We start from the raw sequence: 13,890 nt of genomic DNA, 5'->3' as shown, positions 1-13,890 counted from the left end.
TCCGCCATCAGCATCGGGGCAAATTCGATGACGTGGGTTTCAACGCCGAGGTTTTTCAGTGCGCCTGCCGCTTCCAGACCCAGCAGACCACCGCCGACAACCGCGCCACGTTTGCTTCGACGTGCGCAGGATTCAATGGCGTTGAGGTCTTCAATGGTACGGTAAACGAAGCAATCCTGGGTTTCCGAACCTTTAATCGGCGGGATCCACGGATACGAGCCTGTCGCCATGATCAGCTTATCGTAAAAAACCGTGCGTCCGGCGCTGGAGTGGATCACTTTCTCCTGACGGTTGATGGTGATAGCGCGTTCGCCCACCAGCACTTTTACGCCATGCTTCTCGTAGAAACCTTCACGCACCAGAGAGAGTTCTTCGGCGGTATGGTGAGAGAAGTAGGAAGACAAGTGCACACGGTCGTACGCCTTGCGGGGTTCTTCACAGAACACGGTAATATCGAACTGGTTAGCATCGGCTTTATCGAGAAGATCCTCAATAAAGCGGTGGCCGACCATGCCGTTACCGATGATAGCGAGTCTGACTTTGCTCATTTTTGCCTCGATTTCTTTTCTATTACTGCCTACCTTAACGATTCAGCAGGGGCACTTATTGATGCAAATCAAATACGCCTTCACCTACCCCTTAGGGGGTATATCTATGATTTGTCAGGATTTTTATAAGTTGCGGATATTGTTTGATTTTTGTGCTTGCTTGTTTTTCGCACAATTTTGGTGGGGTTTTTTACCCATCGGCGGGCAGGGCGGGTGAGCAGGAGAAAACCCCTTTGCAGTACGCAAAGGGGTTACGGCGATTAGTGGGTAGCTGTTGCCGGGTTGTGTTGACGGTGACGGGTCACAAAGCCCAGCACGAAGCACATGATGAACACCACGGCGTACAGACCGTTAGCGGTATGCAGCGCCGCCAGCGGGCCGCTGTGCGCCACAATTGGACCCGTGACCACGAAGGTCAGCATGGTGCCGATGGTGCCGCAGGTCAGCACGAAGTTCACCAGCTTCGGTGAGGCCACTTTGGTCTGAAGAGAGCCAAGGGTGATGATCGAGGTATAAATCGCGCTGGAGAAGAAGCCCAGGGTCAGGATGAACCACGGCATATGCTCCGGGGAACCGTTGATGAACAGATACATCAGCACGGTTGCCAGACCCGCCAGAACGGTCAGGATCCGTTGCAGGTCGAAGAAGCGCAGGATAAAGCTAAACGCCCACATGCCGAACATGTAAGACATCCAGAAATCGCTTACCAGTTTACCCGCGTCGTTCAGGCTCATGCCCAGACCTTTCGCGTATTCAGGAACCCAGGAGATAAAGCCCAGCTGGCCGAGGATGTAACACAGCGCGGCGATGGAGAGGAACAGTACGCCGATACCCCATTTTTCTTTCGCAACTGGCTCAGACGTGGTCTGCGCTTTTTTGCCCAGCACCGGGAACTCGCAGCCGAAGGTGAGAATAAAGATCGCGACATAGACCAGACCAATGCAGGCGTACACCCAGTACCACTCAATGCTGCGCGCCAGAAGATACGCGGCGACCATCGGGAAAATCATCCCGGCCATGCTGAAGAAGGAGTCGGTGAACAGCAGACGCGCGCCGCGCTGGCGGCCTTCATACATATGGGTGATCAGGAACGTACCGATCGACATGGTGATCCCGCTCACCAGGCCCAGCACGAACATGGCGGCAGAGAAGAGGGCGATGCTGTGGCTCAGCACCAGGCCCGCCACGGCGGCAACCATCAGCACGAAGCCGAAGCGCAGCTGGGTTTTCAGCGGCACGATTTCCATCAGCCAGGCATTAAGGAAAATAGAGATCAGGATCCCCGCGTTCAGGAAAGTGAAGGTATTGCTCATGCTGGAAACGGGCAACTGGAAGTAGTCTGCGATATTTCCCATCACCATCCCGGTGACGATCACCAACGCGCCGGTCAGGGCGTAGGAGAAGAAGCTGATCCATGTGAGCTTGATGCGATTGCTGTTAGTCATGTCTGGCCTGTTAAAAGTAAAGAAAAACGCAATGACTGCGTTTGAGCGGGCAGATTTTAGTCGCGAAAGTGATCTAATTAAATCTTTTCAGAAAATATTGAGCACAATTGCAGGCTTTAACGTGATGGAGATCACATTATATCGCGGGGTGAACAATCGTTTGCGCGGTAATAATTGTTTCAATTTCGTAAAATTAGGTAAAAGACTGGTCTGGGGTCATACTGCTCTTTAGAATCAAGCCATTCGCTTTTTATACTGCGCTTTGTTAAGGAATTCTCATGCTCAAATCAACACTGGCGGCTGTCGCAGCTGTGTTTGCTCTTTCTGCCGTTTCCCCTGCTGCGCTGGCAGCTAAAGGAGACCCTCACGTCCTGCTGACTACCTCTGCGGGGAATATTGAGCTGGAGCTGGATAGCCAGAAAGCCCCTGTTTCCGTGAAAAACTTCCTCGACTACGTGAACAGTGGTTTTTATAACAACACCACGTTCCACCGCGTGATCCCGGGCTTTATGATTCAGGGCGGCGGTTTCAACGAGCAGATGCAGCAGAAAAAGCCTAACCCGCCAATCAAAAATGAAGCGGATAACGGCCTGCTGAACAAGCGCGGCACCATTTCTATGGCGCGTACGGCGGATAAAGACAGCGCCACCAGCCAGTTCTTCCTCAACGTGGCGGATAACGCCTTCCTGGACCACGGCCAGCGCGACTTTGGCTACGCGGTGTTCGGTAAAGTGGTGAAAGGCATGGACGTGGCGGACAAGATCTCTCAGGTTCAGACTCACGATGTCGGTCCATACCAGAATGTGCCGTCTAAGCCAGTGGTGATTCTCTCCGCGAAAGTGCTGCCGTAATCGTTCCCTCACACGGGCACATCCTGCCCGTGTCTTTCCGCCCTCCCTGCGAAAGCGCGTTTTGCTGCTTATACTTGTGGCAAACGGACTATTCAGGGAGGCGTAGTGAAAAAACTCACCGACAAGCAAAAATCCCGACTCTGGGAGCAACAGCGTAGCGTCAATCTTCAGGCCAGTTGCCTCCTTGAAAAAGGCAAGGGTCCCGCTGAACCCGATATCGAGACGCTGGCACTGGGGCCTTCTGCACCGGGTTTACCCCATCTGTGCCTTATTCACCGCCATTTATTCCGCAACGAAATGAAAGACGCTGGCGAGCTGCGCACCGCCGATATTTCCAAGGGCGACATTCCATTTTGCCATTTCGAGTACATCGAGAAGGTGGGTAATGAGCTGATGGCTTCGCTGGAAAGCGATAAATATCTGGTGGGCCTTCAGAAAGAAGAGTTTACAGACAGAATCAGTCATTACTACTGTGAAATCAACATGCTACATCCGTTTATGAGCGGTAATGGCGTGGCTCAGCGGATCTTCTTTGAACAGCTGGCTATCCATGCGGGCTACGTGCTGAACTGGCAGGGGATCGACCCGGACGACTGGGCATCCGCCAACCAGAGCGGGGCGATGGGTGATCTGACCGCCCTGAATGCTATCTTTGCCAAAGTTGTGAGCGAAGCGCGGGGATCTGAGTAAAATAGGGCGGCCATTTTTTCAGGAGCCGCCATGATTCTGCTGATTGATAACTACGATTCCTTTACCTGGAACCTTTACCAGTATTTTTGTGAACTGGGGGCAGAGGTGGTTGTCCGCCGTAACGATGAGATCGCGCTGGCTGACATTGACGCGCTGGCGCCCCAGAAAATCGTGATTTCGCCCGGGCCGTGTACGCCGTCGGAGTCCGGTATCTCGCTGGAGGTAATCCGCCACTATGCGGGCAAGCTGCCGATTCTGGGCGTCTGCCTGGGTCATCAGGCCATTGCGCAGGTCTTTGGCGCCACCATTGTCCGTGCCGCGAAAGTCATGCACGGCAAAACCTCACCGATCACGCACACCGGTACCGGCGTGTTCCTGGGGCTAAACAATCCGTTAACCGTGACGCGCTACCATTCTCTGGTGATTGATCCGCCGACCCTGCCCGCAGACTTTGAAGTGACAGCCTGGAGCGAGACGCAGGAAATCATGGGCATTCGCCACCGCGAGTACGATCTGGAAGGGGTGCAGTTCCACCCGGAAAGCATTCTCAGCGAACAGGGGCACGCACTGCTGGCCAATTTCCTTAATCGCTGAATATCTGTTGCCTTGTTGTGATTTTTTATGCATATTTTGTGATTATATTTTCACAATCACTGTGACATAAAAATGGATGGTCATGACATGGCAACTGAACAACCAGCAATTACCCGCGCGACATTCGATGAAGTGATTCTGCCGATTTATGCACCGGCTGAGTTTATCCCGGTAAAAGGGAGAGGCAGCCGCGTCTGGGATCAGCAGGGCAATGAGTATGTTGATTTCGCAGGCGGTATTGCGGTGACGGCGCTGGGCCATTGCCATCCTGCGCTGGTGGACGCGCTGAAAGCGCAGGGCGAAACGCTGTGGCACACCAGCAACGTGTTCACTAACGAACCGGCGCTGCGTCTGGGGCGTAAGATCATCGATGCCACCTTCGCCGAACGCGTGCTGTTTATGAACTCCGGCACCGAAGCCAACGAAACCGCCTTTAAGCTTGCGCGCTACTACGCAACCACGCGTCAAAGTCCGTACAAAACCAAAATCATCGCCTTCCATAACGCCTTCCACGGTCGCTCGTTCTTTACCGTTTCCGTTGGCGGCCAGCCGAAGTATTCCGACGGCTTTGGTCCGAAACCTGCGGATATCATCCACGTGCCGTTTAACGATCTGCACGCCGTTAAAGCGGTGATAGACGATCACACCTGTGCCGTGGTGGTCGAACCCATTCAGGGGGAAGGCGGCGTCACGGCGGCCACCCCGGAATTTCTGCAAGGTCTGCGTGAGCTGTGCGACGAGCACCAGGCGCTGCTGGTGTTTGATGAAGTGCAGTGTGGGATGGGGCGTACCGGAGACCTGTTCGCTTATATGCACTACGGCGTAACGCCGGATATTCTGACCAGCGCGAAAGCGCTCGGCGGCGGTTTCCCGGTCAGCGCGGTGCTAACCACCCAGGATATCGCTTCCGCATTTCATGTGGGCTCACACGGCTCCACTTACGGCGGTAATCCGCTGGCGTGTGCCGTGGCGGGAGCGGCGTTCGACATCATTAATACGCCGGACGTCCTGAATGGCGTGAATGCGAAACGCGCCTTTTTTGTGAAACATCTTCAGCAGATTGACGAACAGTTTGATGTCTTCAGTGAAATCCGCGGGATGGGACTGCTGATCGGCGCCGAGCTGAAGCCTCAGTACAAAGGCCGCGCGCGTGATTTCCTGCACGCCGCCGCGCACGAAGGTGTCATGGTGCTCAACGCCGGGCCGGACGTGATGCGCTTCGCGCCGTCGCTGGTGGTGGAAGACAAAGACATCGAAGACGGGTTAACCCGTTTTTCCGCGGCGGTGGCGAAGATCGTCAGAGGCTAATACGCGGTTCGTTTTAACCGGCGCGTTAACCAAATCCCGTGATGCGGACGCTGACGCCATGCCACCGACGAAATGGTGTGCATGGTGTTGAGATGCCCGAGAACGCGCTGTAAATGCTGCTCAAGGGTGCTCATCGGCCCGTGGGTCAGCGTCTCCGGCGCTTCCAGAATGTTCGAATCCCCTGACTCGCCCGGCGCGTCGTACTCCAGACGCTGCTGACAGCGCTGGAGGGCAATTTCACACGACTGCAAATAGCGCTGCGCCAGATCCGGCGTCAGCATGGTGTGCTCGCGCGCCAGCGTGGTCATGGCATTGATGTGTTCGACGATAAACTGGCTGTGCGTGACCCACAGCTTCATGTCTGCCAGATAGTGCGAGTTGAAGCCCGGCTCCTGCATGGCCTGGTTAAGGGAGTTGAACAGGGCATTATGCGCCTGGTTGACCTTCATGCGCTCGTAGGCCAGCGGAGACGGCTGCGGGTCGTCGCTCAGGATCAGGCGAATGGCCTGCTGATCCGCCTCCAGCGCGTCGTGGGCGTTCTGCCTCAGTAATCCACTTTGCCACTGCGGCCACAGCCAGACCATGCCGCCAAAGGCGATCAGGCAGCCAATCAGGGTATCGACCAGGCGGGCAATAATTAACTGATCGGCGTTGAGCGTAAGCAACTGCAGGGTGTACACCGCCGTTACCGTAAAGCCCACCGTCGCCCAGCCGTAGTTTTTACGGATGATCAGATAACTCACCATCGTAATCGCCAGCATGCCGACCAGCGTATACCCTTCCGGCACGTGGAAGTGCAACGTTACGCCCGCGATAATCAGCCCCGCCATCGTGCCGCCCGCCCGATGCAGAATGCGCACCCGCGTGGCGCCATAGCCGTTCTGGGTGACAAACAGCACGGTCATTAAGATCCAGTAGGGTTTCGGCAGGTGCAGGGCCATTCCCATCAGGCTGGCGATGCTGAGCATGACGCTAATTCTTGCGGCGTTGCGCAGGGCGGAAGACTTCAGCGACAGGTAGCTTTTGAGCGCAGGCAGCAACGGCAGTCGTTTTTGCTTATCGGCCATCAGGTCCCGGGCATAAAGCGGGCGCTGGGTGCGCAACACCCGGGCGATGCGGCTGAAATGCCAGGCGGCAAACTGCCCGACCGGGTTATCCGCGTGCTGACGCGCAATCTTTTCCAGCGCGCCGAGCTGTTTGTCCATGTTAAAGCGCGTCGGATAGCGGTGATAGAGGATATCGTCAGCCAGCACCCGCAGGCGCGCCGCGACGGTCTGCGCGTTCCAGCGGATCACCGCTTCCGCATGGCTGCGCTCCACCAGCTTTTGCACCTCTTCCGGATTATGAAGGCTGACGGAAATATGCTCCTGCAAATCCAGCCCGACCTGGAAGGTACGCAGCAGCCGCTTATATTCATGATTTTTGTTGGCGGCAAGCATGTGCAACTGCTGATAGCACTGGCTGATCAGATCCACCACTTTTTGCTGGCGTGCCAGCAGCGGCGGCAGGGATTTTTCCGGGTCGGTATGTTGCGTGAGCAGGGTGTATTTTGCTTCACAGTATTCAGCAAGCTGCACGTAGAGCAGGCTCAGGGATTCGCGAAGCGGCTGTTCCCGCCACAACCAGAACCAGAACCAGTTAAACAGCCCGTACCACAGCGTGCCGAGGGCGTAGATCAGCAATGGCTCCCACACCGGCATATTGCCCGCAAGGCTTAAGGTGAAGATGGCGGCAATCAGCGACGCAGGAAGCAGGCGGGCGTGCAGCGAGCTGATTTCAGCGGTTACGCCAAGCGTCATCGCCAGCACGGTCAGGATCAGCGGCAGAGGAATGTCGCGGGCCAGTAAGAGTTGCACGGCAAGGCTACAGCCGGCAAACAGGCAGCCGCCAATAATCAGGCGTTTGAAAAAGCGTTTATGCGGGGTGTCCAGACCGGCAATGTTGCAACAGGCGGGCACGAGGGAAAACAGCAGGCCTTGCTGAAGATGTCCGAGGATCAGGCCCACGGCCACGGGAAGACACAACACCAGCGTTTGTCGCAGTGCGTAGTTAACTTCCGGGTGATAGATCAGCCTGCGCCACATAAGGAGTAGAGACAAAAACGGCGTGCCACCCTGCGGCGGCACGCCGTTTTACCGGAATTAACGGGTCCCGTAAACCACGATGGTTTTACCGTGGGCGGAGATCAGGTTTTGATCTTCCAGCATCTTCAGGATACGGCCCACTGTTTCACGGGAGCAGCCGACGATCTGACCGATTTCCTGGCGGGTAATTTTAATTTGCATACCGTCAGGGTGGGTCATGGCGTCTGGCTGTTTCGCCAGGTTCAACAGAGTCTGCGCGATACGACCGGTCACGTCCAGGAAGGCGAGGTTACCCACCTTCTCAGAGGTCACTTGCAGACGGCGTGCCATCTGGGAAGAAAGACGCATCAGGATGTCAGGGTTGACCTGAATCAGCTGACGGAATTTCTTGTAAGAAATTTCAGCCACTTCACATGCTGTTTTTGCACGAACCCAGGCGCTACGTTCCTGGCCTTCTTCAAACAGGCCCAGTTCACCGATAAAATCGCCCTGGTTCAGATAAGAAAGGATCATCTCTTTCCCTTCTTCATCTTTGATCAGCACGGCCACCGAGCCTTTAACGATGTAATACAACGTTTCCGCTTTTTCACCCTGGTGAATCAGCGTGCTCTTTGATGGGTACTTATGAATGTGGCAATGAGACAAGAACCATTCGAGAGTCGGGTCTGTTTGCGGTTTGCCAAGCACCATGCGCTGTTATCCTCTGTTATAAGCTGTCACCAGAGTCATAAGATGCATCCGGACTCTGGGGTTGCAATCGAATTCTTACCCATACCTGGGAAGTCGGCTGTCGTAACGTTTCGCAGCCAGTAAAGTTTGATGTCCTCTGCATACATGTGTAACGTCAATGTATTACTGTAGCATCCAGAGTGTTTTAGCATAGCTTTCGCCGCGTGTCTCCTGGTGTCTCGCTTCAGCATGACGCAGGTCGCCTTCCGTTGCGAGAAATGTAACGTACACGTAATCTGTCATAAAAAATGCAACGTTGGAGTGAGTGAATATGCAAGCGCGTGTGAAATGGGTTGAAGGGTTAACGTTCCTGGGCGAGTCTGCTTCCGGGCACCAGGTTTTGATGGATGGCAACTCCGGCGATAAAGCCCCCAGCCCGATGGAAATGGTGCTGATGGCGGCAGGTGGATGCAGTGCGATCGACGTGGTGTCGATCCTGCAAAAAGGCCGTCATGACGTGACCGATTGTGAAGTGAAGCTGACGTCAGAACGTCGCGAAGAGGCGCCACGCCTGTTCACGCATATTAATCTGCACTTTATCGTCACCGGCAAAGAACTGAAGGATGCGGCGGTCTCGCGTGCGGTTGACCTGTCTGCGGAGAAATACTGCTCTGTGGCGCTAATGCTGGAGAAAGCGGTAAACATCACCCATTCGTATGAAGTGATCGCGGCTTAATTTTTGGCGGGTGGCGCTGCGCTTACCCGCCCTACAAAAGCACGCCCGTAGGCCCGGTAAGCGCAGCGCCACCGGGCAAAACAACTCACGCGATTTGCTTTCCTTCCATCAGCCGCTGCACCAGTGGCGTCATGATCAGCTCCATCGCCAGCCCCATTTTTCCGCCCGGTACCACTAACGTATTCATGTGCGAAATAAACGAACCTTGTAGCATCGCCAGCAGCCAGGGGTAATCGATGCCTTCCAGGTTGCGGAAGTGGATCACCACAAAGCTCTCGTCCAGGGAAGGGATGCTTTTTGCGGCGAACGGGTTGGAGGTGTCCACGGTGGGGACGCGCTGGAAGTTAATGTGGGTTCGGGAGAACTGCGGCGTCAGGAAGTTGATATAATCTTCCATGGAGCGCACCACCGAATCCATTACCGCCTCTCGCGAATGGCCGCGCTCGCTCATGTCACGCGTCAGCTTCTGGATCCACTCAAGGTTAACAATCGGCACCACTCCCACCAGCAAATCCACATGGCGCGCCACGTCGTGCTGAGGCGTCACCACGCCGCCGTGCAATCCTTCGTAAAACAGCACGTCAGTCGGTTCCGGCAGCGGCTGCCAGGGCGTGAACGTGCCGGGGACCTGGTTCCAGGGCACGGCTTCATCGTAGGTATGGAGATACTTGCGGGACTGCCCGGTGCCGCTCTGCCCGTATTCACGGAAGGTTTGCTCCAGCAGGCCGAAGTCATTGGCCTCCGGGCCAAAATAGCTGATGTGTTTACCCAGATCGCGCGCCTTGCGGATGGCCATATCCATCTCCGGGCGCGTGTAGCGGTGAAAGCTGTCGCCCTCTACCTCTGCCGCCCGTAAGTTAAGCTGGGCGAAAATCTTGCGGAAGGCGAGGCTGGTGGTAGTGGTTCCCGCCCCACTCGAACCCGTAACGGCAATAACCGGATGTCTGGCAGACATAGCAACTCCCTGACTGGAAAAGTGTAAGATCAGCCATGAAACGCGTTGCGGGGCATGATATTCACCGTCTCATGCAGTTCGGACCATACCAGCACCACGTCGCCGCTTTTAAGCTGGCGCTTCACATCGCTGACCTTTTGTTCAAGCGAACGTTCATGTTCACCATAATCGGTGCCTTCGCGCAAGACAAAGCTTTCAATCAGATTATCGAGCGTGTCGGGAGAGAGATCCTGCCAGGGAATAATCATTTTTTACCGTCCAGATAGGCCGTTAACCAGTCGGGTATACGCGTCTCAAGCCACATTTTTGGCCGACGCAGCGTGCCGCCAACAAAGCCCACGTGCCCGCCGAACTCGGTGAGCTGATACTCCACGTTATCCGGCAGATAGTCAGGGGCGGGGATCGAGTGATGATCCATAAACGGATCGTCTTTGGCGTGGATAATCAGCGTGGGTTTCGTGATTTGATTCAGTAAAGGCATGGCGCTGCACTGACGGTAATAGTCAATCGCATCGGCAAAGCCGTGAATTTTAGAGGTGATCAAATCATCAAACTCGCGCAGGCGCTTCACGCGTTTGAGCTGTTGCAGCGTCACAGGCAGCGTATCCGGATAGGCCTTAAGTTTACGTGCGGCGTTGGCTTTCAGCAGGTTGAGCAGATAACGCTGATAGACCCGCGAAAACCCCTTTTCCATATGATAACTGCACTGCTCCAGCATAAAGGGCGCAGAGACAATCACCGCCGCATCCAGCGGCACCGCGTCGCTCTCCTTCGCCAGCAGGCAGGCCAGCATATTCCCGCCCAGCGAATACCCCACCGCTGCCGTTGGTGCTTCGCCGAAATTGTCTCTTAGCCAGCGCAGGAACCAGGAGCCGTCCTCGGTTTCACCCGAGTGATAAATGCGTTTCTGACGGTTAGGCTCGCCGCTGCATCCGCGAAAATGCATCACCACCCCAAGCCAGCCGCGGGCTTTCGCCGCCTCAATGAGACCGTGTGCGTAAGGGCTGTGCAGGCTGCCTTCCAGGCCGTGAAACACCACCAGACGGGGTTTAAGTCTGGCCCGATCCGGATCTTCGCTCCAGGCGAGATCCAAAAAGTCACCGTCCGGCAGGTCAATGCGCTGCCAGTGGGGGTTGAACTGCACCTTGCGGCGGATCAGGCGCGGCAGCATGGTTTGCAGGTGAGGGTTAGCCACACCGCGCATGGGCACGAACTCTGCGCTCTCTTCGGCTGCAATGTCGAAGTCTGAGGGAATGATTTGGGTCATAAGGGCGATGCTGATTCTTGTCAGAAATTAACTATACCTTCCGAATTGTACCCCGTTTAGCCCGTTTTTCCGAAACATGAACTGATCCCGATCACATTTCTTTACCTTGATTATTACTCTCAGGCTAATGATTACGTCCTACGCTTAATTGATGCCTTTCTCACCAGAGCGCACACTTTACTCAACGTTAAGCAAATCAGAATGATGTGCTGAATCAGGAGGTTAATAATGTTATCTGGGCAAACACCCACCCGGCAATGGAACACCCGACGCAGCGAGAAAGCGCGTCGTCTGGCGTCCGTACCGGTGCAGGGCAAGGTACTGCCAACCGGCGATCTTGTCGCCATGCTGGAAAAACTGATCGCACCAGGCGACAAAGTCGTTCTGGAAGGCAACAACCAGAAGCAGGCGGATTTCCTTTCCCGTTCACTGGCCGAAGTGAACCCGCAAATCGTGCACGATCTGCATATGATCATGCCGAGCGTGGGCCGCAGCGAACATCTGGACATCTTTGAGAAAGGCATCGCCCGCAAGCTCGACTTCTCCTTCTCCGGTACGCAAAGCCTGCGCATTTCGCAGCTGCTGGAGGATGGTCAGCTCGAAATCGGGGCGATTCACACCTACATCGAACTCTACTCACGTTTATACGTCGACCTTTCGCCAAACGTGGCGCTGATTGCCGGTTTTAAAGCGGACCGTAAAGGTAACCTCTACACCGGGGCGAGTACCGAAGATACCCCGGCGCTGGTGGAAGCCGCCGCGTTCCACGACGGCATCGTCATCGCACAGGTGAACGAGCTGGTGGACGACGAGTGCGACCTGCCGCGCGTCGATATTCCGGGCTCGTGGATCGATTACGTGGTGGTGGCGGACAAGCCGTTCTTTATTGAGCCGCTCTTCACCCGCGACCCGCGCCTGATTAAACAGGAACACATCCTGATGGCGATGATGGCGATTAAAGGCATCTACGCTGAACACCAGGTGCAGTCCCTGAACCACGGGATTGGCTTTAATACCGCAGCGATCGAACTGCTGCTGCCAACCTACGGCGAACAGCTCGGACTCAAAGGCAAAATCTGTAAACACTGGACTTTGAACCCGCATCCAACGCTGATCCCGGCCATCGAAAGCGGCTGGGTGGAGAGCGTCCACTGCTTCGGCGGCGAGCTGGGGATGGAAGAGTACATCCGCGCCCGTCCGGACGTGTTCTTTACCGGTGCTGACGGCTCCATGCGCTCTAACCGCGCCTTCTGTCAGCTGGCTGGTCAGTACGCGGTCGATATGTTTATCGGCTCTACGCTACAGGTTGATGGTTACGCTAACTCCTCAACCGTGACCCGCGGCCGTCTCTCCGGCTTCGGCGGCGCACCAAACATGGGCCACGATCCGCACGGTCGTCGCCACGCCACACCGGCCTGGCTGAACATGATCACCGAGCCTGACCCGATGCAGCGCGGTAAAAAGCTGGTTGTGCAGATGGTGGAAACCTTCCAGGCGGGCGTGAAGCCAACCTTCGTGGAGAAACTCGACGCCGTAGACGTGGCGAAAGCCTCCGGCATGCCGCTGGCGCCGGTTATGATTTACGGCGATGACGTCACCCACGTGCTGACGGAAGAGGGGATTGCTTACCTCTACCGGGCGAAAGATCTGGAAGAGCGTCGCGCCATGGTCGCCGCCGTGGCGGGTATCACCGATATCGGTCTGGGCGTTGACGCCAAACGCGTGGCGGAACTGCGCCAGAGCGGCAAGGTTGTGTATCCGGAAGATATTGGCATTCGTCGTACCGATGCCACCCGCTCTCTGCTGGCTGCGGGCAGCGTGGCTGACCTCGTTGAGTGGTCCGGCGGCCTGTATAACCCACCTGCGAAATTCCGGAGCTGGTAATGAAACTTCTGCCCCAGATCCAGGTTGAAGGCGGTGCCGAATGGCTGGCGCGAACCGCCACGCAGTGTCTGATTGACGAAGCACGTTTAAGCCCGAAGCCCGGTCTGGTGGACAGCCGGGGGAACGGCGCGCATCACGATTTATCGCTTGCGCTGATGGAGCGCTCCGCTCACAGCCTGACCCCCACGTTTCAGGCGCTGGCGCAACAGAGCTGGCAGCGTCCGGCGGATATTGCCCTCAGGCAAACCGTTGGCCGCCTGGGTCGTGAAGGCGAACGGCAGATGATGGCCGCTACCGACGGCGTGAACACACACCGTGGCGCGATCTGGGCGCTGGGATTGCTGGTGAGCGCGGTGGCGATGCTGGGCGGCGATGCCCGGGCGCAAACCGTCGCGAACACCGCCGCTCAGCTGGCGAAACTGCCGGATGACGCGGCGCCGAAAGTATTCAGCAAGGGGTTACGCGTCACGCACCGCTACCGTGTACCGGGCGCGCGTGAAGAGGCTCAGCAGGCGTTTCCGCACATCATGCAGCGCGCGCTGCCGCAGCTTCACCTCAGCCGCCTCAACGGCAGCAGCGAAACGCAGGCCAGACTCGACGCGCTGATGGCGATCATGACCTCGCTCACCGACACCTGCGTGCTGTCGCGCGCCGGCATGGAGGGGCTGGATGCCATGCAGAACGGCGCCCGTGCGGTGCTGAACGCGGGAGGATGCGCAACACTTGCGGGGCAGCAGGCGCTGGCGCGGTTAGACCGTCAGATGCTGACGCTTAACGCCTCGCCGGGCGGAGCCGCAGACCTGCTTGCCGCCACGCTGTTTCTTGACCGCGTCGAAACGCCCTATTCAAAGCATTAAGA

At 56.4% G+C, this 13,890-nt stretch carries 14 protein-coding genes; 7 read left to right on the top strand and 7 right to left on the bottom strand.

The features are described from left to right. Together ACOTX2_RS15310 and tsgA are read right to left on the bottom strand one after the other, a co-directional pair. Positions 1 to 548: FAD-dependent oxidoreductase (locus ACOTX2_RS15310; RefSeq protein WP_421625937.1), on the bottom strand; the 548-nt coding region annotated here is incomplete at its 3' end. Positions 549 to 808: 260 nt separating this feature from the next. Then, entirely contained in the window at positions 809 to 1,993 is a 1,185-nt protein-coding gene (gene tsgA, locus ACOTX2_RS15305; RefSeq protein WP_022649615.1) for an MFS transporter TsgA, read from the bottom strand. A 278-nt stretch (positions 1,994 to 2,271) separates the two neighbouring features. On the opposite strand from tsgA, the gene ppiA reads away from it, so the two are divergent. The 4 genes from ppiA (at position 2,272) to argD (ending at position 5,436) form a co-directional block, all read left to right on the top strand. Next, entirely contained in the window at positions 2,272 to 2,844 is a 573-nt protein-coding gene (gene ppiA / locus ACOTX2_RS15300; protein WP_022649614.1) for a peptidylprolyl isomerase A, read from the top strand. Positions 2,845 to 2,949: 105 nt separating this feature from the next. Beyond that, complete coding sequence (locus tag ACOTX2_RS15295) at positions 2,950 to 3,534, top strand: putative adenosine monophosphate-protein transferase Fic (protein ID WP_063148439.1); 585 nt, start codon at positions 2,950 to 2,952, stop codon at positions 3,532 to 3,534. A 30-nt stretch (positions 3,535 to 3,564) separates the two neighbouring features. Next, on the top strand, positions 3,565 to 4,128 hold the full coding sequence (pabA, locus tag ACOTX2_RS15290; RefSeq protein ID WP_023298770.1) for an aminodeoxychorismate synthase component 2: 564 nt from the start codon (positions 3,565 to 3,567) through the stop codon (positions 4,126 to 4,128). Between the two features lie 87 nt (positions 4,129 to 4,215). Beyond that, complete coding sequence (argD, locus tag ACOTX2_RS15285; protein WP_180240260.1) at positions 4,216 to 5,436, top strand: bifunctional acetylornithine/succinyldiaminopimelate transaminase; 1,221 nt, start codon at positions 4,216 to 4,218, stop codon at positions 5,434 to 5,436. On the opposite strand, the gene ACOTX2_RS15280 is transcribed toward argD, so the two are convergent. After that, positions 5,433 to 7,520, bottom strand: a complete 2,088-nt coding sequence (locus tag ACOTX2_RS15280) for a YccS/YhfK family putative transporter (RefSeq protein WP_046620320.1) — start codon at positions 7,518 to 7,520, stop codon at positions 5,433 to 5,435. The genes argD and ACOTX2_RS15280 overlap by 4 nt on opposite strands. 57 nt (positions 7,521 to 7,577) lie before the next feature. After that, on the bottom strand, positions 7,578 to 8,210 hold the full coding sequence (gene crp / locus ACOTX2_RS15275; protein WP_000242758.1) for a cAMP-activated global transcriptional regulator CRP: 633 nt from the start codon (positions 8,208 to 8,210) through the stop codon (positions 7,578 to 7,580). Positions 8,211 to 8,520: 310 nt separating this feature from the next. On the opposite strand from crp, the gene ACOTX2_RS15270 reads away from it, so the two are divergent. After that, the gene (locus tag ACOTX2_RS15270) at positions 8,521 to 8,925 is read left to right on the top strand and encodes an OsmC family protein (RefSeq protein WP_063148437.1); all 405 of its coding nucleotides are present in this window, start codon (positions 8,521 to 8,523) and stop codon (positions 8,923 to 8,925) included. 85 nt (positions 8,926 to 9,010) lie between these two features. On the opposite strand, the gene ACOTX2_RS15265 is transcribed toward ACOTX2_RS15270, so the two are convergent. The 3 genes from ACOTX2_RS15265 to ACOTX2_RS15255 are packed head-to-tail and all read right to left on the bottom strand — an operon-like array spanning position 9,011 to position 11,147. After that, positions 9,011 to 9,880: a phosphoribulokinase gene (locus tag ACOTX2_RS15265; RefSeq protein ID WP_003861663.1), complete on the bottom strand. Its 870-nt coding sequence runs from the start codon at positions 9,878 to 9,880 to the stop codon at positions 9,011 to 9,013. 29 nt (positions 9,881 to 9,909) lie between these two features. After that, positions 9,910 to 10,128 (bottom strand): YheU family protein, encoded by a 219-nt coding sequence (locus ACOTX2_RS15260; RefSeq protein ID WP_022649608.1) that lies wholly within the window; start codon positions 10,126 to 10,128, stop codon positions 9,910 to 9,912. Then, positions 10,125 to 11,147, bottom strand: a complete 1,023-nt coding sequence (locus ACOTX2_RS15255; RefSeq protein ID WP_032626777.1) for a hydrolase — start codon at positions 11,145 to 11,147, stop codon at positions 10,125 to 10,127. The genes ACOTX2_RS15260 and ACOTX2_RS15255 overlap by 4 nt, the downstream gene beginning before the upstream one ends. A 228-nt stretch (positions 11,148 to 11,375) precedes the next feature. Between ACOTX2_RS15255 and mdcA the strand changes: the two genes are divergently transcribed. Both mdcA and ACOTX2_RS15245 read left to right on the top strand, forming a co-directional pair. Then, entirely contained in the window at positions 11,376 to 13,031 is a 1,656-nt protein-coding gene (mdcA, locus tag ACOTX2_RS15250) for a malonate decarboxylase subunit alpha (protein WP_023330194.1), read from the top strand. Further along, on the top strand, positions 13,031 to 13,888 hold the full coding sequence (locus ACOTX2_RS15245; protein WP_022649605.1) for a triphosphoribosyl-dephospho-CoA synthase: 858 nt from the start codon (positions 13,031 to 13,033) through the stop codon (positions 13,886 to 13,888). Before mdcA ends, ACOTX2_RS15245 begins: the two co-directional genes overlap by 1 nt. Positions 13,889 to 13,890 lie beyond the last annotated feature (2 nt).

It is taken from the genome of Enterobacter cloacae complex sp. IR5412, assembly GCF_049237385.1.
Classification (GTDB): Bacteria; Pseudomonadota; Gammaproteobacteria; order Enterobacterales; family Enterobacteriaceae; genus Enterobacter; species Enterobacter intestinihominis.
This window is presented reverse-complemented; position numbering and strand designations above follow the sequence as displayed.

Coding starts and splice junctions, on each gene's coding strand:
- ACOTX2_RS15280 (WP_046620320.1), bottom strand. CDS start 7,520: ATGTGGCGCAGGCTGATCTATCACCCGGAAGTTAACTACGCACTGCGA.
- ACOTX2_RS15270 (WP_063148437.1), top strand. CDS start 8,521: ATGCAAGCGCGTGTGAAATGGGTTGAAGGGTTAACGTTCCTGGGCGAG.
- mdcA (WP_023330194.1), top strand. CDS start 11,376: ATGTTATCTGGGCAAACACCCACCCGGCAATGGAACACCCGACGCAGC.
- tsgA (WP_022649615.1), bottom strand. CDS start 1,993: ATGACTAACAGCAATCGCATCAAGCTCACATGGATCAGCTTCTTCTCC.
- pabA (WP_023298770.1), top strand. CDS start 3,565: ATGATTCTGCTGATTGATAACTACGATTCCTTTACCTGGAACCTTTAC.
- ACOTX2_RS15260 (WP_022649608.1), bottom strand. CDS start 10,128: ATGATTATTCCCTGGCAGGATCTCTCTCCCGACACGCTCGATAATCTG.
- ACOTX2_RS15255 (WP_032626777.1), bottom strand. CDS start 11,147: ATGACCCAAATCATTCCCTCAGACTTCGACATTGCAGCCGAAGAGAGC.
- crp (WP_000242758.1), bottom strand. CDS start 8,210: ATGGTGCTTGGCAAACCGCAAACAGACCCGACTCTCGAATGGTTCTTG.
- argD (WP_180240260.1), top strand. CDS start 4,216: ATGGCAACTGAACAACCAGCAATTACCCGCGCGACATTCGATGAAGTG.
- ppiA (WP_022649614.1), top strand. CDS start 2,272: ATGCTCAAATCAACACTGGCGGCTGTCGCAGCTGTGTTTGCTCTTTCT.
- ACOTX2_RS15245 (WP_022649605.1), top strand. CDS start 13,031: ATGAAACTTCTGCCCCAGATCCAGGTTGAAGGCGGTGCCGAATGGCTG.
- ACOTX2_RS15265 (WP_003861663.1), bottom strand. CDS start 9,880: ATGTCTGCCAGACATCCGGTTATTGCCGTTACGGGTTCGAGTGGGGCG.